At 62.1% G+C, this 19749-nt stretch carries 18 protein-coding genes and 1 pseudogene; 11 read left to right on the top strand and 8 right to left on the bottom strand.

Features of this window, described 5'->3' with window-relative positions; genetic code table 11:
• The first annotated feature begins 216 nt into the window (after positions 1-216).
• The 4 genes from CAK78_RS20645 to CAK78_RS20630 all read left to right on the top strand — a co-directional run bounded on the left by CAK78_RS20645 (position 217) and on the right by CAK78_RS20630 (position 4563).
• Positions 217-1191, top strand: coding sequence for an L-tyrosine/L-tryptophan isonitrile synthase family protein (locus tag CAK78_RS20645; RefSeq protein WP_017783714.1), 975 nt, complete (start codon positions 217-219; stop codon positions 1189-1191).
• A gap of 10 nt (positions 1192-1201) precedes the next feature.
• Complete coding sequence (locus CAK78_RS20640) at positions 1202-2077, top strand: TauD/TfdA dioxygenase family protein (RefSeq protein WP_094698531.1); 876 nt, start codon at positions 1202-1204, stop codon at positions 2075-2077.
• Positions 2077-3360 carry a nucleotide disphospho-sugar-binding domain-containing protein gene (locus CAK78_RS20635; RefSeq protein WP_094698530.1) on the top strand — a complete coding sequence of 428 codons (1284 nt, stop codon included), beginning with the start codon at positions 2077-2079 and terminating at the stop codon, positions 3358-3360. The genes CAK78_RS20640 and CAK78_RS20635 overlap by 1 nt, the downstream gene beginning before the upstream one ends.
• Before the next feature lie 276 nt (positions 3361-3636).
• A complete protein-coding gene (locus CAK78_RS20630; protein ID WP_094698529.1) occupies positions 3637-4563 on the top strand; it encodes a L,D-transpeptidase family protein in 927 nt (308 codons plus the stop codon).
• 72 nt (positions 4564-4635) lie between these two features.
• On the opposite strand, the gene CAK78_RS20625 is transcribed toward CAK78_RS20630, so the two are convergent.
• The 4 genes from CAK78_RS20625 to fldB form a co-directional block, all read right to left on the bottom strand.
• Positions 4636-5028, bottom strand: coding sequence for a VOC family protein (locus CAK78_RS20625; protein ID WP_176452875.1), 393 nt, complete (start codon positions 5026-5028; stop codon positions 4636-4638).
• A 325-nt stretch (positions 5029-5353) separates the two neighbouring features.
• The gene (locus CAK78_RS20620) at positions 5354-6694 is read right to left on the bottom strand and encodes a TldD/PmbA family protein (RefSeq protein ID WP_094698528.1); all 1341 of its coding nucleotides are present in this window, start codon (positions 6692-6694) and stop codon (positions 5354-5356) included.
• Positions 6694-8094, bottom strand: coding sequence for a TldD/PmbA family protein (locus CAK78_RS20615; RefSeq protein ID WP_094698527.1), 1401 nt, complete (start codon positions 8092-8094; stop codon positions 6694-6696). The genes CAK78_RS20620 and CAK78_RS20615 overlap by 1 nt, the downstream gene beginning before the upstream one ends.
• 242 nt (positions 8095-8336) lie before the next feature.
• Complete coding sequence (fldB, locus tag CAK78_RS20610) at positions 8337-8855, bottom strand: flavodoxin FldB (protein WP_005298196.1); 519 nt, start codon at positions 8853-8855, stop codon at positions 8337-8339.
• A gap of 183 nt (positions 8856-9038) precedes the next feature.
• On the opposite strand from fldB, the gene xerD reads away from it, so the two are divergent.
• Positions 9039-9938, top strand: coding sequence for a site-specific tyrosine recombinase XerD (gene xerD / locus CAK78_RS20605; protein WP_017788436.1), 900 nt, complete (start codon positions 9039-9041; stop codon positions 9936-9938).
• On the opposite strand, the gene CAK78_RS20600 is transcribed toward xerD, so the two are convergent.
• Positions 9935-11473, bottom strand: a complete 1539-nt coding sequence (locus CAK78_RS20600; protein WP_094698526.1) for a sensor domain-containing diguanylate cyclase — start codon at positions 11471-11473, stop codon at positions 9935-9937. The genes xerD and CAK78_RS20600 overlap by 4 nt on opposite strands.
• A gap of 167 nt (positions 11474-11640) precedes the next feature.
• Positions 11641-12051, bottom strand: coding sequence for a large-conductance mechanosensitive channel protein MscL (gene mscL / locus CAK78_RS20595; RefSeq protein ID WP_005298202.1), 411 nt, complete (start codon positions 12049-12051; stop codon positions 11641-11643).
• 258 nt (positions 12052-12309) lie between these two features.
• On the opposite strand from mscL, the pseudogene CAK78_RS20590 reads away from it, so the two are divergent.
• The 4 genes and pseudogenes from CAK78_RS20590 to nqrE all read left to right on the top strand — a co-directional run bounded on the left by CAK78_RS20590 (position 12310) and on the right by nqrE (position 16147).
• Positions 12310-13030, top strand: a pseudogene (locus tag CAK78_RS20590) (disulfide isomerase DsbC N-terminal domain-containing protein).
• Complete coding sequence (recJ, locus tag CAK78_RS20585; protein WP_017783704.1) at positions 12993-14723, top strand: single-stranded-DNA-specific exonuclease RecJ; 1731 nt, start codon at positions 12993-12995, stop codon at positions 14721-14723. Before CAK78_RS20590 ends, recJ begins: the two are co-directional and overlap by 38 nt.
• A gap of 370 nt (positions 14724-15093) precedes the next feature.
• Positions 15094-15387 (top strand): hypothetical protein, encoded by a 294-nt coding sequence (locus CAK78_RS20580; protein WP_082033526.1) that lies wholly within the window; start codon positions 15094-15096, stop codon positions 15385-15387.
• Between the two features lie 160 nt (positions 15388-15547).
• Complete coding sequence (gene nqrE, locus CAK78_RS20575; RefSeq protein ID WP_010633144.1) at positions 15548-16147, top strand: NADH:ubiquinone reductase (Na(+)-transporting) subunit E; 600 nt, start codon at positions 15548-15550, stop codon at positions 16145-16147.
• A 48-nt stretch (positions 16148-16195) separates the two neighbouring features.
• On the opposite strand, the gene CAK78_RS20570 is transcribed toward nqrE, so the two are convergent.
• Positions 16196-16765 carry an RBBP9/YdeN family alpha/beta hydrolase gene (locus CAK78_RS20570; protein WP_094698525.1) on the bottom strand — a complete coding sequence of 190 codons (570 nt, stop codon included), beginning with the start codon at positions 16763-16765 and terminating at the stop codon, positions 16196-16198.
• 306 nt (positions 16766-17071) lie between these two features.
• Between CAK78_RS20570 and CAK78_RS20565 the strand changes: the two genes are divergently transcribed.
• Both CAK78_RS20565 and CAK78_RS20560 read left to right on the top strand, forming a co-directional pair.
• Positions 17072-17722: a TnsA endonuclease N-terminal domain-containing protein gene (locus CAK78_RS20565; protein WP_094698524.1), complete on the top strand. Its 651-nt coding sequence runs from the start codon at positions 17072-17074 to the stop codon at positions 17720-17722.
• The gene (locus CAK78_RS20560) at positions 17719-18993 is read left to right on the top strand and encodes a DDE-type integrase/transposase/recombinase (protein ID WP_254924844.1); all 1275 of its coding nucleotides are present in this window, start codon (positions 17719-17721) and stop codon (positions 18991-18993) included. Before CAK78_RS20565 ends, CAK78_RS20560 begins: the two co-directional genes overlap by 4 nt.
• On the opposite strand, the gene CAK78_RS20555 is transcribed toward CAK78_RS20560, so the two are convergent.
• A partial coding sequence (locus CAK78_RS20555) for an IS1595 family transposase (RefSeq protein WP_094698532.1) occupies positions 18994-19749 on the bottom strand: 756 nt, incomplete at its 5' end.

Genomic DNA, 19749 nt, shown 5'->3' with positions numbered 1-19749 from the left:
TGGGTAATCAGGATTGCTTATGCGGTAAAGATTATTAGCGCAGGGTTGAAGCTGTTTACATCAATGGCGAATTGATAGCCTGACTTTATCTCGGCTACTGTCCCCTTTCGATTCGTTTGGGTAGCAAACGGATACGCAAATAATAACAACAGAGACTGGACGCATTGATAAAGAGTCATCTTTATTGATTTTAATCCTGCCAAAGGAGCCGGAATAATGAGTGGTTTATCTTCCCATCAAATTGCCCAGAATATATTTGCCGAGCTGTTGCCTTATCGCCGCCGCTTCCCCGATCCCATCCTGGATCGGCAGCAGGAGGAGGCCGAGGTGGCCGCCATCCAGATCCCCCGTCTGCAAGACTTCATCGAACGGGGCGAGACCATCCTCTGCGTGCTGCCCGCCTTCCCCACCAAGTCGCCCAATCCGAACAAGGTGCTGGGCACCCTGCCGGACATGGCGGAGCGGCTCTCCCTCAGCTTTCTCAACCACCTCTGCCAGCGCATCCAGCTGCACTATGCGCCCGGCATGCGGATCCTCATCTGCTCGGACGGCCACGTGTTCGGGGACCTCATCCGCGTGCCTGATCCGGCCATCGACGCCTATCAGGCCCATATCGAACAGCTGATCCTGGAGCTGGGGGCGACCCACCTCGGGGTCTTCCATCTGGGGATGGTGGCGGGCATGGCCGAGTTTTGCGCCAGCCGCGATTTTGACACCCTGCGCGAACAGCTGGTGGAGCGCTACGCCGAGCCGCTGGAACTGATTGCCCAGGAGGTAAGAAGCACCGAAGAGGGCATTCGCCTCTATCGCGCCATGACCCGCTTCCTCTATGAAGACAGCCAGCTACCGGACACCCCGCTCTCCAACACGGCGCTGCAGCGGGATGCCAAGGGGCGCACTCATGCGGTGATCCAGCGCAGCCGCGCCTGGGGCAACCTGCTGGCGGAGCGCTTCCCCGAGGCGATCCGCCTCTCCATCCACCCCCAGGCGAGCCACAGTCTGAAGATGGGCATCCACATGCTGCCGACCCGGGATGACTGGCTCACCCCCTGGCACGGGGTGGCGGCCAATCTGGATGGCCAGTTCGTGCTGATGAAGCGGCGCGACGTGCTGGCGATGGAGCATGAGCTGGTCCACATCCACGGCCGTCCGAGCCACTACCTGATCAACGGCAAGCAGGCCGCCGCCTGAGGAGTTTCCCATGACTGCATCCATCGTTACCCTCGGCGGCGAGCGCTGCCGCATCCTGCCGCAGGCCCCGTTCGGCCTGCTGATTGAACCGGCCCGCAACGGCCAGCCGGTGCAGAGCCTGGCTATCGAGGCGCTGCGCGAACTGGCCCGCCGCCACGGCGTGCTGATCCTGCGCGGGTTCGAGTCCGGCTTTACCGATGCCGAGCGGCTGACCCGCTACGGCGAGGAGTGGGGCGAGATCATGATGTGGCCCTTCGGCGCCGTGCTGGACGTGAAGGAGCACGAGAACGCCACCGACCACATCTTCGATTCCAGCTATGTGCCGCTGCACTGGGACGGCATGTACAAGCCGACCCTGCCCGAGTTCCAGCTGTTTCACTGCGTGCACGCCCCGGCGGCGGACGAAGGGGGGCGCACCACCTTCATCAATACCCGCCAGCTGCTCACCGAGCTGGACGGTGAGCGGCTGGCCCGCTGGGAGCGGGTGCACATCACCTATCGCATCAAGCAGGTGGTGCACTACGGCGGCCAGGTGAGCTCGCCGCTGCTGGTGCCCCACCCGGTGAGCGGCGAGACGGTGCTGCGCTACAACGAGCCGCCGCGCGAGGGAGTGCGTTTTCTCAACCAGCATGCCCTCGACATCGAGGGGGTGGCGCCGACCGAGCAGGCCGCCTTCCTGCAGGATCTGCACGAGCGGCTCTATGACCCGCGCTACTTCTATGCCCACCAGTGGCAGGGGGGGGACGTGGTGATCGCCGACAACCTCGGCCTGCTGCACGGCCGCGAGGGGTTCACCGCCCGCTCCGCGCGCCACATCCAGCGGGTCCACATCCAGGCCAGCCCGGTCTGCCTCAACCCGGCGCTGGCGCCGCAAGGAGCGGCGTGATGGCGACCCTGTTGCTGGCGGCCACCGCCACCCCGGGCCACGTCAATCCCATGCTGGCGGCGGCTCGTCTGCTGGTGGCACAGGGGCATAGAGTGCTGATGCTGTGCGGCGCCCTGTTCGAGCAGCGCATCCGCGCAACCGGCGCCGAGTTTGTGCCCTTCGCCCCCGAGGTGGACTTTGACTACCGGGCGCTGGAGCGGCACTTTCCCGAGCGGGCCAGCCTGAGCGGCACTGCCCAGATGGCGCTGGCGCTCAAGCGTTTCTTCGCCGCCCCCATGGCGCAGCACGACAGGCAGCTGCGGGCGCTGATCGCGGCGGAGGGGGTGGATCTGCTGCTGGTGGAGAACGGCTTCTACGGCGTGCTGCCCTTGTTGCAGCAGCCCCATGGCCGGCCGGTGCCGATCCTGATGCTGGGGGTGAACCCTGTCTCTTTCTCGAGTCCGGACGCCATCTTCTACGGCCCACGCATTCCCCCCGAGCTGCGCCGCTCCCTTGGCGAGCTGCCCTGGCTCGATGAGCCGACCCGGCAACTGCAGAGAGAGGTTCAGCAGAGCTTCGATGCCGCCCTGGCCGAGGCGGGGGCGCCGTCGCTGACGGCCCCCTTCACCGACGTGATGGTGACGGCCCCCGATGCCTTTTTGCAGCTCTCCTGCACCGGCTTTGAATATGAGCGGCCGGAGCTCGAGGGGGTGATCCGTTATGTCGGCCCGCTGCTGCCACCCCGGCTTGAGCTGACGCCGCCGCCCTGGTGGGAGAGGCTCGATGAGCGGCCGCTGGTCATCGTCAGCCAGGGCACCCTGGCCAACGTGGATCTGGGGCAGTTGCTGCTGCCGGCCATGCAGGGGCTGGCCGGCGACGAACTGCAACTGCTGCTGACCACTGGCGGGCGGGATCCGGCGCTGCTGGGCGATGCCATCCCGGCCAATGCCATCGTCACCGACCACGTGCCGTTCGAGCTGGCGCTGCCCCGCGCCGCCGCTCTGGTGACCAACGGCGGCTACGGCTCGGTGCAGTCCGCGCTGGCCCACGGGGTGCCGCTGGTGGTGGCGGGCACCGGAGAGGACAAGGCGGAGGTGGCGACCCGGGTGGCCTGGAGCGGGGCCGGTATCAATCTGCACAGCAACGAGCCGACGGCGGCCATGGTGGCCACGGCGGTACGCAAGCTGGTGAGTGAGCCGCGCTACCGCGCCAGGGCGCGGCTGCTGGCCGAGGAGATGGCGGCGCTCGATGGCCGCGCCGCCATCGCCGCGAGCGTGGCGGATCTGCTCGGCGGACGACCTTGATACCGTGATGAAGGGGAGGCCAGGCGGCCTCCCTTTTTGTTCAGCTTCTGCTCAGTTTGGGGCTGCTAGCGTGGCCATCGTGACAGCAGGCTGTGCCAGTGGCGCCGGATGCGCTTTTTCATGCAAAAAAGAGCGTTTTCGACGTTGAAATTTTGGCCGACTCAGGAAAGAATGCGCGCTCGGTAATCGACCGCGGACGCCACCTTCGCGCCCCGGCGCAACCGAGGATGACACGGCCTTCGGCCAACTTGGTACAGGAAACCACACAGGAATTTTATGAATCCCCTTCGCATTGCCGCTTCGGCTCTTTTATGTACGCTGGCACTGGCCGGCCAGCAGGCTGCCGCCGTTGAATACCAGCTGCCCGCCGCCAACAGCCGCCTGATCGGCGAGAACCAGGAATACGTGGTGCCCGCGGACAACCGTCCGCTGGAGCAGATCGCCTCTGACTTCCAGCTGGGTCTGACCAACATCATGGAAGCCAACCCGGGCGTCGACCCCTACCTGCCCAAGGCTGGCAGCAAGCTGATCATTCCCCATCAGCTGATCCTGCCCAACGCTCCCCGCGAAGGGATCGTCATCAACGTGGCCGAGATGCGCCTCTACTACTACCCGAAAGGCAAGAAGGTGGTGCAGGTGCTGCCCATCGGCATCGGCCAGCTGGGGGTCAACACCCCGGAGAACTGGATCACCAAGGTTGAGCGCAAGCGTGCCAACCCGACCTGGACCCCGACCGAGAACATCCGTCGCCGCTACGCCGCCCAGGGCAAGACCCTGCCTGCGGTCTGGCCGGCCGGCCCGGACAACCCCATGGGCCTGCACGCGCTCTACATCGGCAACCTGTACGCCATCCACGGCACCAACGCCACCTTCGGCATCGGCCTGCGGGTGAGCAGCGGTTGTGTGCGTCTGCGTGCCGACGACATCAAGTACCTGTTCGACCACGTGCCGGTCGGCACTCGCGTCCAGTTCGTCAACCAGCCGGTCAAGACCACGGTCGAGCCGGATGGCGGCCGTTACATGGAAGTGCACGAGCCGCTGTCGCGCACCGAGGAGGAGTTCAACTCCACCGCTTCCGTGCCGCTGCCTATGACTCCGGCCACCACCCGCTTCATCGCCCACGCGGAGAGCGACTCCAACGTGGTCAAGCAGGTGCTGGAACAGCGTACCGGCATGCCGACTCGTCTCAACCCGCAGGTCTGATGACCCGGGAGACCCACTAATGCACAACGGCGACCATCGGGTCGCCGTTGTTGTTTCTGGGAGCCGCCGTCATCAGCCGGCCGGCGGGGCATAGAGGGCCAGCCAGTTGCCCTCGGTATCTTCGATGATGACCCGTGAGCCATGGCCGCTGCCGATGCTGTGCAGGGGCTCGAGCACCCGTCCTCCGATCTTGGGCACCAGCTGCTCGGCCTCCTGCAGCCGATCGCCCAGGGCGAGGTAGATGAGGGGGCCCGAGTGCCCCGGCTGGTGGTACTTGTCCATGGGGCCGAGACAGGCCGCCGCGTTGTTGCCGTCGTGGCGCAGCATGGCGAAGCGGATCTCCTCCTGTATCGGCGTGACCGGCACGTCGAGCAGGGCCGAGTAGAAGGCCATGGCGCGATCCAGATCCCGTGTCGGAATGTCGGCCCAGACCAGGGTATTGTCCATCTTGATGATCTCCTGCATGTGCCGGCCGATGCGACCGGCGGCTCTGTTCCTTGCTGACGGCCTCTCGCGGCAGCTCGTAGACAGCTTCTTAGAGGTTAGGAGCGGCCCATGAGGGGCGCCAGAGCTAAAAAAGCGGCGCCATCAGGCGCCGCTTTCGGGTGGGGAACTGGAGGTTTTTTCCCTGGATATACAGTTACTTGCCGGCGATGCTCAATCCGCCAAAGCGGACGGATGGGGGAGCGTGATGCTGCTGGCCATCCATCGGCGGTTACTTGCCCGCAATGCTCAGCCCGCCAAAGCGGACGGATGGGGGAGCGTGATGCTCCTGGCCATCCATCGGCGGTTACTTGCCCGCAATGCTCAGCCCGCCGAAGCGGATAAGTGGCGCGTAGAAGCTTTTGCCATCGTCGTGGTGCAGCAGGTTGCCGACCGCTTCCAGCTCGCCCAGCAGGCGGTAGAAGTTGCCCGCCACCGTGATGCCGCGTACCGGTGCCACCCGCACGCCGTCCCGGCACAGGAAGCCGGAGGCGCCGAACGAGAAGTCGCCGCTCACCGCATCGGCGCCGGAGTGCAGGCCGTCCAGCTTGACCAGCTCCAGATACTCGCCGGCTTGCGCCTCGGCCTCGCTGTGGGGGCCGAGCCCGAACACCAGGTGGCGCGGACTGACATCCAGCGCACTGCGGGCGCTGCGGGCCGCCGAGCCGTTGCTGGCCACACCGAAGTGGCGGGCGGTGGCGCTGTTGTGCAGCAGGGACTTGAGCTCCCCTTCGCCGATCAGCAGCAGATCCCGGGTGGGGGCCCCCTCGCCATCGAAGGCCTTGATGTGCATGCCGCCCGGCATATAGGCCCGGCTCTCCAGGGTGAGCCAGCGGGAAGCCACCGACTGGCCCAGCTTGCCCCGCCAGGGGTTGATCCCCTGCTGTGCCCACTTGCCCGACAGCGCGGCCTGGAAGCAGCCGAACAGGCTGGCCAGGGCATTGGTGTCGAAGATGGCGCTGTAGTGGCCGCTCGGCACCGCGTCTCCCGCCAGCAGGCCGTCGGCCACGGCATGGATCTGCTGGATGAGGGTCTGGCTGTCCAGCGCATCGAAGCGGCGCTCATACTGCCCCAGGGAGAACATGGACTGACGGCCGTCGCGCTCGATGAGGGCGGAGCTGTAGCAGCCGACGCTGAACGCCTGGTGCTGGCAGAGGCTGCCCTGGGTGTTGGCGAGCCACAGCCGGCCCTCTCCCTCGAAGAAGCTGTTGTAGGGGGCGCCGGTCACGTCCGGCAGCGCCAGCATCTCCGACTCGAGGCGCAGGGCCAGGGCGATCTTCTCCTCCACTGGGGTAGTGTCGGGCTGATTGATTTCCGCACAGTCGGTAATGAGCCGGCTCTGCTGCACGGCGATTGTCTGATCCGGGTCCACCTTGGCGAAACGGCTGGCATCCAGCGCATCCTGCACCATGGCGGCCAGCGCCGACTCGTCGAGAGACTCCGAATAGGCGATGCCGACCCGGCCCTCTTTTATCAGCCGAATGCCGATCTGCTGGCTGCTGGTGACCTTGTATTCGCTGAGCTCGCCCTTGTCGGCCTTGAGGGAGAAGGCCTTGTCCTGGTTGGCGATGATGTCCGCCTCGGCACCGAGATCGGAGACCTGGTCCAGCAGGCGGGCAAGCAGTTGGTTCATGTCAAGCTGGCTCATCAGGCGTTCCCTCCGACCAGGATATTGTCGACCTTGAGCGGTGGCTGGCCGACCGAGGCGGGAATGGAGCCGGAGACCGAGCCGCACATGCCGGCGGAGAGGGCCAGATCGCGCCCCACCATGGAGATCTCCTTGAGCACCTGCGGGCCTGTGCCGATCAGGGTGGCCGACTTGAGGGGCCGGGTGATCTTGCCGTGCTCGATGAGGTAGGCCTCCTGCACGTTGAAGTTGAACTCGCCGGTGCCGGGCTGCACCGAGCCGCCCCCCATCCGCTTGGCATAGATGCCGTGCTCCACCGTCGCCAGCATGTCGTCCAGGCTGTGATTGCCCGGCTCGATATAGGTGTTGCGCATGCGCGAGGCCGGCGCGAACTTGTAGGATTCGCGCCGGCCGGAGCCGGTACGGGCGTAGCCGGTGCGAAGGGCCCCCATTCGGTCCACCAGGAAGCCGGTGAGCACGCCATCCTTGATGAGCTGGGTGTGCTGGGTCGCCATTCCCTCGTCATCGACGTTGATGGAGCCCCAGGCGTTGCCCTGCAAGCCTTCATCCACCGCGCTGACCGCCGGATTGGCGATGAGCTGGCCCATCTTGTCGTGGAACACCGAGGCCTTCTTGGCCACCGAGGTGGTCTCCAGCAGGTGGCCGCACGCCTCGTGGAAGATGACGCCACCAAAGCCGCTCTCCATGATGACCGGCAGCTTGCCGCTCGGGCAAGGGGCCGCCCCCAGCTTCACCAGCGCCTGGCGGGTGGTGGTGAGGGCCAGCTCGCGGGGATCGATACTGGCGGCGTGTTCCCAGCCCATCATGGCGCCGGGGGCTTCGTAACCCACGCTCTGTTCGCTGCCAAGGGCGGCGATGGTCTGGGCCATGATGCGGTTGTAGTGGCGGCGATCGCTCACCTGCACCCCTTCGCTGTTGAAGATCTCCACCTCCTGCTCCCAGCCCAGCACGTTGCCGGCAAACTGGCTCACCTTGTCGCTCTCGGCGCGGGCCGCGGCATCCATGGCGTGCAGGTAGGCGATCTTCTGCTCCAGCAGCTTGTCGGCCGACAGGGGCAGGGCGATCGGGTTGCGATCGTGCAGGCGGGTGAAATCGAAGGCGGTGGCGGTGACCACGGGGTCACGCCTGTCCTTGGCCGCCAGCAGGGTGACGATGCGCAAGAGCTCGTTGCGATCGGCCTGGTTGGTGTAGCCGTAGAGCACCTTGTGGCCGTAGCACAGGCGCACGCCGATGCCGAAATCGAGGCCGCCGCTGATGTTTTCTATCTGGCTGGAGAGCAGGCTGAGCTGGCTGCGGCGCTTGCGCTCCACAAACAACTCGGCGAAGTCGGCACCCAGCGCCAGCGCGTGATCGAGCACGTCACGGGCGATGGCGGGGGCCAACAGGGAGAATGGGGTCATAGAATGTCCTTTTCTGGTCTGTCCGTTTGCTTCCGACACCCGGCTGTGATTGTTATGGGGTGTCGCTTCCATTGTTGCAGACCAGCACAAAAAAGTCGCTATAGCGTCATGCGATGATACCGATTGAGAGAATCGGTGCGATTTATGCGCCCGGCGGCCCGAAACCCGGCCGCCGGCAGGAGAGGTTGAGATTGCGAGTCACGCCTGGTGGCATCTGGCAGGGTGAGGGAGCAGGTCCGGTATCAGAGCAGCTCGTGGATCTCGCTCAAAATCTGGTCGACCCACTGCTCGATGCGCGATTCGGTCTGGTCGTACTGATTGGCGTCGTCGAGGGCAAGGCCGACGAAATGACGACCATCGTCGATGAGCGCCTTGGAGGCATCGAACTCGTACCCCTCGTTGGGCCAGTAGCCCACCAGCTTGACCCCCTTGGGCACCAGCTGATCGTGCAGCATGCCGAGGGCATCCTGGAACCATTCGCCATAGCCCAGCTGATCGCCGAGGCCAAACAGGGCGATGATGCGCCCCTCCAGATGCAGGTCGGCAATGTCTTCCCAGCGGGATTCCCAGTCTTCCTGCAGCTCGCCGAAGTCCCAGGTGGAGATGCCCAGGATCAGGATGTCGTACTCCTGCATGCGGATGAGGGGCACGTCCTTGATGTTGTGGAGATCGACCAGCTCCGGGCCAATGAGGGTGCGGATCTTCTCGGCGGCCATCTCGGTGTAGCAGGTGGTAGAGCCGTAAAACAAACCTATCTTCATCGCTCTTCTCTTGATCGCAGTAGGCAAGGGGCGTGACCGGCACAGCGGCGCCCGGGGTGGGCGCCAGTCTAGCAGATTGCCCGGCGCGCTTCACTTCTTGCCGGGCCATGGACAAGCCTGCCTTGCGGGCCGGGTGGGTCGACACGTTACAATGGGGGCCTGTTTCCCTGAGCGCGGCGTACCATGAGCAAAGCTGAATCCCATCCCCTGATCGAGCCGTTTCTCGACGCCCTCTGGCTGGAGCGGGGCCTCTCCGACAACACGGTCAGCTCCTATCGCACCGATCTGGAAAAATTCTCCCTCTGGCTCGACGAGCAGGGGGGCTCCCTGCTGCTGGCCGGGCTGGACGACATCCAGCACTACCTCGCCTGGCGGGTGGATCACCAGTTCGCGGCCAGCAGCACGGCCCGCTTCCTGTCGGCCCTGCGCCGCTTCTACCAGTATCTCAATCGGGAGAAGCTGCGCAGCGATGATCCCACCGTGCTGCTGGAGGGGCCCAAGCTGCCCAAGAAGTTGCCATCGGATCTCAGCGAAGCCGAGGTGGAGGCGCTGCTGCAAGCGCCGCTGGTGGATGACCCGCTGGAGCTGCGCGACAAGGCGATGCTCGAGCTGCTCTACGCCACCGGGCTGCGGGTCTCCGAGCTGGTGGGGCTCACCGCCGAGCATGTCAGCCTGCGCCAGGGGTTGGTGCGGGTGGTGGGCAAGGGCAACAAGGAGCGGCTGGTCCCCATGGGGGAGGAGGCGGTGCACTGGCTGGAGCGCTACTACCGTGAAGGGCGCGGCCTGCTGCTGGGGGGCACCAGCTCGGACGTGGTCTTTCCTTCCAAGCGGGCCCAGATGATGACCCGCCAGACCTTCTGGCACCGGATCAAGCTCTATGCCCTGCGGGCCGGCATCAGCGGGGAGCTATCTCCCCACACCCTGCGCCACGCCTTCGCCACCCACCTGCTCAATCATGGCGCCGACTTGCGGGTGGTGCAGATGCTGCTGGGCCACGCGGATCTCTCCACCACCCAGATCTATACCCACGTGGCCAACGAGCGGCTCAAGGCGCTGCACGGCCAGCACCACCCGCGCGCCTAGGCCAGACAGAGGCGATCTTTCCCCTCCTGTTTGGCGCGATAGAGGGCGGCATCCGCCCGGGCCAGCACCTCGGCGGGCGAGGCATCCAGCGCCTCGGCCAGCCCGCCGCTGAAGGTGACGCCAAGGCCGGGCTCGCGCCAGTTCTGTTTGCTCATGGCGCGGCGCCACCGTTCCATCAGGTGCCGGGCCTGGGCCAGCTCTCCCTGCTCGAAGATGGCGACCAGCTCCTCGCCGCCAAAACGGCAGAGTGTGGCCTTCTCCTCCAGCATATTGCTGCCCAGGGAGGCGGTGCGTCTGAGCACGCTGTCGCCGGCGGGGTGGCCATGGCGGTCGTTGATCTGCTTGAAGTTGTCGATGTCGATGATGGCCAGCACATAGGGGGTGTGCTGCTGATGCAGCTCTGTGAGCAGGGTGTCCATGTAGCGGCGGTTGTAGAGCCCGGTCAGGGCATCGCGCTGGGCCTTTTCGCTCTCCGCCTGCATCTGGTCCGAAATCATGGTGATCTCGTCCTCCAGCTCCTCGATGCCCGGAATGCGGGGGATGATGAGGGCTTGCCCTGGCGGGGTTACTCGCAGCTGACGCACTACCTGCACCAGCATGCCGATGGTGTTCTCCAGCCGCTGATGGAAGATGACGGCCACCAGGATGAACATGACCAGCGACAGGGTCAGCCCTACCAGGATGGTGGGCAGCAGCTCCCTGATGACGAAGGAGTTGCTGAACGGGTAGGTGATGACCACCTGCCAGCCTGGGTTGTTGGTCAGGGTGTAGTAAGCGATGAGTTCGTCATCCTTGCTCTGGATGGTGCCATTTTTCCCTTTGAGTTCGGATAACCAGGGCTCGTCGAGCGGAGTGGCGTTCAGCAGCGGATTGCTGTGCGCCACTGTGCGCTGACTCTTGCGATCGTAGAGCTGGTAGGTCATCTGCTTGCCGCCCTGCAGCATGCGGCCGATCCTGTCCGAGATCCTAGCCAGCTCGACGTCGATGCCGACCACGGCCACTATCTGACCATTCTGATCCAGCACTGCCCGCGACAGAGTCACCACCGGAATGTGCTGGAGGATATCGAGATAGGGGGCGCTCCAGATATTGATGCCGGGAGTCTGTCGCGCATCCAGGTACCATTGCTGTTTGGTGATGGCCTGCAGGGAAGGAGCGGGGCGCAGGTTGATGTTGATCAGGCTGTTGTCCCGCTGCACATAGTAGAGCCCCTTCAGCAAGTTGCCCGAGCGGTCGAGCTGCCGCCACACCGAGCTGTGCCGTGCCTTCATCTTCGGCGGCAGCACGCCGTTGTAGGTGGCCAGATCCGTCGCCAGAATATTCAGCTGCTCTTCGACCGAGCTCAGTGCGTTGTCCCACTGCTGGGCCGTACTGCTGCTGAAAAACTCCATACGTTCGCGTACTACCTCCTGTTGTTTGATGAAAAACAGATAGAGGCTGCTGGCCGTCATCAGGAGCAGTGGCAGGGAGAGCAACAGCAAATAGCGCAGAATGAAACCATGTTTCGATCTGCTCTTCACTGCCGGGGATGTCATGGCGACGACTCCTGTTGGTTGACGTTCATTCAAGCATGGAAGATGCGGAATGCGTGCGGGGGCGGCTCAAGCTCGAGAGAGACCCTAGTGTAAGGTGTTGCGTCGCTGTTGCAGCTAAAAAACCGCCCGAAGGCGGTTTTTTTCCAGTACACGACAGGAGCTGGCGCTTATTTTCCCTGTTGGGATTTGAGCAGATCGCGGATCTCGGTCAGCAGTTCCTGATCCTTGGTCGGGCCGGCCGGCGCCGCGGCTTCCTCTTCCTGCTTCTTCTTCAGGGTGTTGATGGCCTTGAGCCCCATGAAGATGGCGAAGGAGATGATCAGGAAGTCGATGATGGTCTGGATGAACTTGCCGTAGGCGATGACCACGGCCGGCGCACTGCCCTCGGCGGCCTTCAGGGTCACGGCGAGGTCGCTGAAGTCCACGCCCCCCAGGATCAGGCCGATGGGCGGCATGATCACGTCACCGACGAAGGAGGAGACGATCTTGCCGAAGGCGGCCCCGATGATGATACCGACCGCCATGTCGATGACGTTGCCTCTGGATGCAAAGGCCTTGAACTCTTGAATCAGACTCATTTTCCCCTCCAAAAATGGGCTAGCAGCGGCCTGGGCCGCCCTGGTGTTTGAATAATAAAGCATCAGGAAAACAGAGGATGACCGTCGTGTTTCCTGTCGTCCCGGTTAGCTTGCTGGGGCTTTGCCCGATTGGCAACCTGTCAGATCGGGATTTTTTTGCGACCTTCCTATTAACCAATCAGTAATTAAGCAGTTGAGGCGAGCATATTTGCTGGGTAACCTTGTGAGTCCATTTGTTCATGCCAAGTGAGTAAAAAAGTGCACTATTTACTGCTGGGAATGATGCTGCTGGGCTCTTTTGCCGTCAGCGCGGGGATGGATCCCCAACTGTTGAAACAGACCATAGAGCGGCGGCTCGGGGTGCAAGTCTATCTGGTGGACGAGACCCCGGTCTCCGGCCTCTATCTGCTGGGCACGGCGCAGGGGCCCCTCTATACCGATGCCAGGGGCGACCATGTGCTGCTGGGTACCATGCTGGATCTGGCCCACGACATGAAGAACCTCACCATGCTGGGCCAGCGTCAACAGCGGCAGCTGGCCCTGGCCCAGATCGGCGAGCGGCGCATGCAGCTCAAGGCCGTGCCCGAGCGCCACCGCCTCACCCTGTTTACCGATCTCGCCTGCCGCGGCTGTCGCGCCACCCTGGATGAGCTGTCCGCCTTGCAGGCGAGGGGGGGTGAGCGTGCAGCTGCTGCCGGTGCTTGGCCCCTTTGCCGATCTGGCCGAGGCGCAGGCGCGCTGGTGCGATCCCGGGCTGCTGCGCGAACTCGAACTCAGTGATCGTTTGCCTGAGAGCGGCTGTAATGAGATCCTTGCCCATCATATCGGCCTGAGCCAGTGGCTCGGGATCAAGGCACTGCCGAGCTGGGTCCTGCCAAATGGCGACCTGCTGCGCGGTTATCAGAGCCCTGAACAACTGCTCAAGATACTGGATCACATCGATGCCCCTGCTAATCCGTCGTCGCCCGCGCGTGGATGATTCCCATCTGCCCGCCACCCTTCACCCCTTGCTGCGGCAAATCTTCGCCAGCCGTGGGGTCGAAGACCCTGCCCTGCTGGAGCGCAGCGCCAATCAGCTGCTGCCACCCCAGCGCCTGTTCGGCATGGCGCAGGCAGTGCCGCTGCTGGCCGAGGCGCTGACGGCGCAAAAGCGTATTCTCATCGTCGGCGACTTCGACTGTGACGGCGCCACCAGCTCGGCCCTGTGCGTGCTGGCCTTGCGCGCCATGGGTGGCCGCCACATCGATTTTCTGGTGCCCAACCGCTTCGAGTTCGGGTATGGCCTCACCCCCGAGATCGTCGAGCTGGCGGTGGCCCGCGGCGCCGAGTTCCTCATCACGGTGGACAACGGCATCTCCAGCATCGCCGGGGTGGCGGCAGCCAAGGCGGCCGGCATGCAGGTACTGGTTACCGATCACCATTTGCCGGGCCAGGAGCTGCCTGACGCCGACGCGATAGTGAACCCCAACCAGCATGGCTGCGACTTCCCCTCTAAGTCCCTGGCCGGGGTTGGGGTCGCCTTCTATCTGATGGCTGCCCTCAACACCCATCTGCGCCAGAGCGGCTGGTATGAGCGGCAGGGACTGCGCGCGCCCAACGTGGCGGATTACTTGGATCTGGTGGCCCTCGGCACGGTGGCCGACGTGGTGGCGCTGGATGGCAACAACCGCATCCTGGTCCATCAGGGCTTGCAGCGGATCCGGGCCGGCCGCTGCCGTCCCGGCATCCAGGCGCTGGTGGACGTGTCGGGCCGCGACGGCCGTCGCCTGTGCGCCGCCGATCTCGGCTTTGCGCTGGGGCCGCGCCTCAACGCGGTGGGCCGGCTCGACGACATGTCCCTCGGGGTCGCCTGCCTGCTGAGCGACGACCTCAACCTGGCGCGCCAGCTCGCCTCCGAAATGGACAGCCTCAACCAGGAGCGCAAGGAGATCGAGCAGGGGATGCAACAGGAGGCGCTCGCCACCCTGGAGCAGATCCGTTTTCGTGACGGCGAGGTGCCCTCCGGTATCGTGCTGCACCGGGACGAGTGGCATCAGGGGGTGGTGGGGCTGGTGGCCTCCAAGGTGAAGGAGAAGTACTACCGCCCGGTCATCGCCTTTGCCGAGAGCAGCGAGACCGAGCTCAAGGGCTCAGGGCGCTCCATCCCAGGGGTGCACCTGCGCGATGCGCTGGAACTGCTCGATACCCGCCACCCCGGCTTGATGGGCAAGTTTGGCGGCCACGCCATGGCGGCCGGGCTGACCCTGCCCAAGGCCAATATCGAGGCCTTCGGCCGGGCCTTCGAGGCGGTCATCGGCGAGCTGGTGACCCCTGAGCTCTTGACCGGGGTGCTGCTCACCGATGGCGAGCTGCTGCCCGATGAACTGAGTCTGGAGCTGGCGGAGCTGATCCGCGCCTCCGGCCCCTGGGGTCAGGCCTTCCCCGAGCCATTGTTCGACGGCGAGTTCGTGCTGGTGCAGCAGCGGCTGGTGGGGGAGAAGCACCTCAAGATGATGCTGACCACGGATTCCGGCCACGCGGTGGATGCCATCGCCTTCGGGGTCGACTTGCAGCGCTGGCCCGATGCTTCGGTCAAACGGGTGCGGCTGGTCTATCGGCTCGATGTCAACGAGTGGCGCGGCAACCGCAGCGTGCAGCTGCTGGTGGAGCATCTGGAAGCCGCCGGCCTCTGATCCCGTGAGTCTGTTTGACTGCCGATGACGGCCACCTCAGGGTGGCCGTTTTCATTGTGGGTGTGTCGAGCGGCAGGCCGAGCATTTGCTTGCTTTGGTTTTTAATTGCAGATTTTGTTGATAAAGAAGGTTTTTAGTATCGGTTAATGCGGATTAATCATGTGGTAAATTCAATAAAGCGGCAAATTGTGATATATTTTCGCTTCTTGAACCCATTTGTTTGAACAGGACTCATCCCTTGCTGCCCCCTGGCCGACTGTCGACCTGGTCGATGGCCCTCGCCATCGCCTGCCTTCTCTGGCTTGCCGCCTCTGGCGCGGCAGGGGTTGTTGCAACCCCGGGGCCGGCAACGGGAGGGCAGGAGGGCTCGATGCAGCTGCACGAGCCGGCCCAGCGGGGGCTGCTCGACAGCGCCAGCCTGCCGCCTGCCTCCCAGTGGCGCCTCGGCTTCGAGCAGGGGCGGCGACTGGAAGGGGCCGCTCATGCCGAGCTCTACCAGATGCTGCTGGCCTGGTTCCAGCATGAGATCCTCGGCCTGCTCTGCGGCCTGCTGTTCTTCCTGCCCCTCATCTACCTCAGGCAGCTGGCCGACCACTTCGGCTATCTGCATCGGCGGCTGCGATGCTGCCATCATCTGCAATTTCGGTTCTGCCACAGCGACTAGAGGCCGGCTGCACGCCACGCGCCCGTTCGATCCGATCCTGATCCCAGCCACAGAGTGCGGCCTGTGGGTCAGGCTCCGATCCGGCGCCTCTTGCACCGCCTTCGTGCCCGCTTGCGCGCAGGGAGGCGGCTCCCGTTCGTACCCGTTGTGAGCCGACCCGATGGACTATTACGTAAACCTCTTCATTCAATCGATCTTTGTCGAAAACCTGGCGCTGGCCTTCTTCCTTGGCATGTGCACCTTCCTGGCCGTTTCCAAGAACATCAACACCGCCTTCGGCCTTGGCCTGACGGTGCTGGTGGTCATGGTGATCGCCATCCCCCTCAACAACCTGATCTACCGCCATATCCTGCGCCCGGAGAGCACCTTTCTCGGCGAGTTTGATCTGAGCTTTCTCGATTTCATCGTCTACATCGGAGTGCTGGCGGCGCTGGTGCAGGTGATGGAGATGGTGCTGGACAAGCACTTTCCGGCGCTCCATCACGCACTCGGCATCTATCTGCCGCTGCTGACGGTGCACTGCGCCATCTTCGGCGGGGTGATGTTCATGGCGCAGCGGGACTACGACTTCATCGAATCCGTGGTGTATGGAGCGGGCTCAGGCCTGGGCTGGCTGCTAGCCATCGTCGCCATCGCCGGCCTGCGCCAGAAGATGAAATATGCGGATGTGCCCGAGGGGTTGAGGGGGATTGGCATCACTTTCATCGTGGCCGGGTTGATGTCGCTCGGCTTCATGTCCTTCTCCGGCATGTCGTTCTAGCCGGGTCGAAAACAACAACGGCCACCCTGGTGGCCGTTGTTGTCTGCCTCAGCCCTCCGCCAGCATGGCGAGCAGTCGGTCGCGGACCAGCGGCAGGGTCAGAAAGCCGTCCCGGTCGAGGAAGTGGCCGCCATGCTCCAGGCTGTAGAGCGGCGCAGCCAGGCGCTCGCTCAGGTGCTGGCTGCAGGGATAGGGCACGATGGCATCATCCCGGGAGGCGACCACCACCCGGCGGGGGGCCAGCGCCATGATGCGGGCCGGGTCATAGTCCGGAGTCATGAAGGGATCCAGCTCCGGCAGGGTGTGCAGTGGCTGATCGAAACCGGAGACCAGCAGGATCCCGCCCACCCGGCTGCCGGCGGGCAGCCGGTCGAGCTGGCGCAGTATGGTGATGCAGCCGAGGCTGTGGCCCAGTAAAAAGGTCCGTTCATCGTGATCCCGCACCAGGCTGTCCATGGCCGCGTCCCAGGCGGCGGGCTCCGGGTGGTGGGGGTCAGGCATGGCCAGCACCTCGACCCGGACATCCCGGGCCTCGAGTTCGGCCTTGAGCCAGGGAAACCAGTGAGCGTCGGGGGAGGCGGTATAACCGTGCACGATGAAGAGGCGGGTTTGAGACATGGTGAATCCTGGGCGGTTGACGATAACGGCGGCCACATCATAACAGCGACCAAGGCCCCTCGACATGCCCGTTTCGGGGGCGCCAACCAGCAGGATGTGCTTTGCGACTTGCATAAAAAAGAGCGCCACAAGGCGCTCTTTTGCTGTCGGCGGGCAGAGGCTTATTTGACCTCTGTCATTTACATCGCTTCGTTGTACTCTCATAGCCAATGTCAGCCGTTAGAGCAACGCTCCTCTGTACCAGCCCATAAATCAGGCGGCTGATGCCCGTTACCTATAATGCTATTTTGTATTGGATTGACATATATGCCGGTGCGCAAGATCCCGAAAAACTACCGCAATGTCACAGGTGTGGCCTCTCATCATAAGTCCACTGGACAGGCTATGTTCGAGTCAACACTCGAACGTGATTTCTTTACATTGCTGGAATTCGACCCAGCAGTCGCGAGCTTTGAAGTGCAGCCTGTCACCGTTCATTGGCTTGATGCGTTGGATAAGAAACGTATCTATACCCCGGATGTATTGGCCTACTTCCACAGCCCTCATCATCCAACAACCCTCTATGAAGTCAAATATCGTAGTGAACTCAAAGAATGTTGGTCAGAATTGAAACCCAAGTTTAGAGCAGCCTTGCGGTTTGCCCGTAGCAAAGGATGGAGGTTTAAGCTCATCACTGAAACAGAAGTGCGTGAAGTCAGACTGAAGAATGCAAAATTCCTGCTCCCTTTTGTTAAGAATGGGCCCGTAGCAGAAGTTGATATGGATATTCTGGACGAGGCGATCCAGACATTGAATCAATCAACACCTAAAGACCTTCTGGCCCACATATATCAGGATGAATGGAACAGAGCCCGTCTATTGCCTACGCTCTGGTATCTGATAGGAACCCGCCAGATCGCTACCGATCTCGATCAACCTCTCACCATGTCGAGTACCATTTGGAGTTTGAATCCATGAGCCATAAACAATTGGTTCTTCAGCCCGGTAAGCGGGTCAGCTACCAAGGGCGTTCATTTCGGATTGTTAAACTTCTGTCTCTGCAATTGGCTGAATTGATTGCTGAAGATAACCACGAAGTCATAAATGCCAGCATCACGAAACTACAGGCACCAGAGGCTGAAGTCATTAAACGACCGGAGTTGACACTGATTGATGACAAGGCTTGGGAAATTGCGCGAACCCGTATGAGTATCATCAAGCCGTTGCTTAATATGCCATCTAGAACCAGAGCTCTGGTAGCAGCACACGGCCAGAAGCATTCGATTTCAACCAACACTCTGTATGGTTGGATTAAGGCCTACGAGAACTCCGGCGTACTGTCATCTCTGCTACCTAAAACACGCCGGGATAAAGGAACGACCAAACTGTCGTCGGAGGTTGAAGAAATAATTAGAGAATCAATGGCGACAGACTTCCTAACATTACAGAAAAAGTCTATTCAGAAGCTTTGCGATGAAATCATCAAGCGTAGTACGGGAGCAGGAGTAGAGCCACCGCACGACAACACCATACGTAACCGTGTTAAGGCTCTCTCGCCTGAGATCGTCGTCAGTAAGCGGGAAGGCCGCAAAAAAGCAGATTTGTCATTCAAGCCACACAGAGGCTCTTTTCCCGGTGCGGATTGGCCGCTGTCTGTTGTGCAGATTGACCATACTAAGCTCGATATCATTCTTGTAGATGATCACTACAGGCAACCGATTGGTCGGCCTTGGATCACTCTGGCGTTTGATGTTTACAGCCGTATGGTGACAGGTTTCTATGTGTCGTTTGATCCGCCCAGTGCTTTATCTACCGGTCTGTGTCTGGCGCACTCAATTTTGCCAAAAGACAAATGGTTGGCCCAGAATGGCATAAAAAGTGAATGGCCTGTGTGGGGACTTCCGACCACTATTCACGTTGATAATGCAAAAGAGTTTCGGGGGGAAATGCTTCAGAAGGCTTGTGATGAGTACAATATCAACATTGAATGGCGACCAGTGGGCCGACCAAATTTTGGTGCTCATGTTGAACGTGCTCTTGGGACGTTTTCAAAAGAGATCCATACTCTGCCTGGTACAACCTTCTCAAACATACATACCAAAGGCGACTACAACTCAGAAAAACATGCCGCGTTGACCTTATCGGAGTTTGAAACTTGGCTGTCCATATATATTGCTGACGTCTACCACCAGAAAGTTCATTCTGCTTTAGGTACTGCACCCATTGATGCCTTTAAAAAGGGAACCTGATTACCCATGACCCTCAGCCAGCTTCAAGAGCCGATATGGCATCGGAGGGCTTGCCACGACTGCATGCCCCAATTCAACCAACATGCTTTTGAGGTCAAAACGATGATTAAACCGGAAGCAGTATTCAGCAAGATGTCTCGGTAAATGCTTCGCTCCGAGCGTATGGCAACTGCCCCGCAGCGAGTTCTTCACATTCCCTATCATCGTGTTTACCCAGTTGAATGCCGGATGATCCAGCAAGTCAAGGTTGCCCCCGGTGACAACACCCAGGTGCTCACAATTGGCCTCCTTCACCGCCCTGAAACAGGCCAATCCATCGGATATCACCGCGCTACCACTGGCAACATGCCGTTTTGCCCAATCAGCAATGGACTTGGTTTTGAAACCATCGACCACCGTCATCCGCATCTTGATTGGATGCCCTTCCTTGTTCAGGGCCACTGCTGCCACAAATGGCGTCTTGCCTGCCGCGCCCCGACCCCGTTTGCCACCACGGTGCTCGCCACCCCAGTAGACATCATCGAGCTGAATGATGCCGCTGATGGGCTGCTTGTCATCGGACTCTTTCATGGCTTGCAGCAGCTTGTGCTTGAGCATCCAGGCGGTGTCATATTTGACGCCCAACTGGCGCTTTAGCTCCATCGCTGACAAACCTGTTTTGGTTTGTGACAACAGGTGCATCGCCAGAAACCACTTGGTCAGCGGGAGCTTGGTGTTTGCGAAAATAGTGTTCCCAGTCAATGACATCTGGTGATG

Origin of the sequence: Aeromonas sp. A35_P, from assembly GCF_002259925.1 — a bacterium.
GTDB lineage: Bacteria > Pseudomonadota > Gammaproteobacteria > Enterobacterales > Aeromonadaceae > Aeromonas > Aeromonas dhakensis.
Note: the sequence above shows the minus strand (reverse complement) of the source record. Positions and strands in the feature narration are given on the sequence as shown.

What these genes read in the sequence shown, in the direction of transcription:
- CAK78_RS20615 (WP_094698527.1), bottom strand. Translation starts at nt 8,094, where the DNA reads ATGACCCCATTCTCCCTGTTGGCCCCCGCCATCGCCCGTGACGTGCTC.
- CAK78_RS20645 (WP_017783714.1), top strand. Translation starts at nt 217, where the DNA reads ATGAGTGGTTTATCTTCCCATCAAATTGCCCAGAATATATTTGCCGAG.
- CAK78_RS20630 (WP_094698529.1), top strand. Translation starts at nt 3,637, where the DNA reads ATGAATCCCCTTCGCATTGCCGCTTCGGCTCTTTTATGTACGCTGGCA.
- CAK78_RS20620 (WP_094698528.1), bottom strand. Translation starts at nt 6,694, where the DNA reads ATGAGCCAGCTTGACATGAACCAACTGCTTGCCCGCCTGCTGGACCAG.
- CAK78_RS20580 (WP_082033526.1), top strand. Translation starts at nt 15,094, where the DNA reads ATGCAGCTGCACGAGCCGGCCCAGCGGGGGCTGCTCGACAGCGCCAGC.
- CAK78_RS20570 (WP_094698525.1), bottom strand. Translation starts at nt 16,765, where the DNA reads ATGTCTCAAACCCGCCTCTTCATCGTGCACGGTTATACCGCCTCCCCC.
- nqrE (WP_010633144.1), top strand. Translation starts at nt 15,548, where the DNA reads ATGGACTATTACGTAAACCTCTTCATTCAATCGATCTTTGTCGAAAAC.
- CAK78_RS20560 (WP_254924844.1), top strand. Translation starts at nt 17,719, where the DNA reads ATGAGCCATAAACAATTGGTTCTTCAGCCCGGTAAGCGGGTCAGCTAC.
- CAK78_RS20600 (WP_094698526.1), bottom strand. Translation starts at nt 11,473, where the DNA reads ATGACATCCCCGGCAGTGAAGAGCAGATCGAAACATGGTTTCATTCTG.
- CAK78_RS20625 (WP_176452875.1), bottom strand. Translation starts at nt 5,028, where the DNA reads ATGCAGGAGATCATCAAGATGGACAATACCCTGGTCTGGGCCGACATT.
- mscL (WP_005298202.1), bottom strand. Translation starts at nt 12,051, where the DNA reads ATGAGTCTGATTCAAGAGTTCAAGGCCTTTGCATCCAGAGGCAACGTC.
- CAK78_RS20640 (WP_094698531.1), top strand. Translation starts at nt 1,202, where the DNA reads ATGACTGCATCCATCGTTACCCTCGGCGGCGAGCGCTGCCGCATCCTG.
- CAK78_RS20565 (WP_094698524.1), top strand. Translation starts at nt 17,072, where the DNA reads ATGCCGGTGCGCAAGATCCCGAAAAACTACCGCAATGTCACAGGTGTG.
- xerD (WP_017788436.1), top strand. Translation starts at nt 9,039, where the DNA reads ATGAGCAAAGCTGAATCCCATCCCCTGATCGAGCCGTTTCTCGACGCC.
- fldB (WP_005298196.1), bottom strand. Translation starts at nt 8,855, where the DNA reads ATGAAGATAGGTTTGTTTTACGGCTCTACCACCTGCTACACCGAGATG.
- recJ (WP_017783704.1), top strand. Translation starts at nt 12,993, where the DNA reads ATGCCCCTGCTAATCCGTCGTCGCCCGCGCGTGGATGATTCCCATCTG.
- CAK78_RS20635 (WP_094698530.1), top strand. Translation starts at nt 2,077, where the DNA reads ATGGCGACCCTGTTGCTGGCGGCCACCGCCACCCCGGGCCACGTCAAT.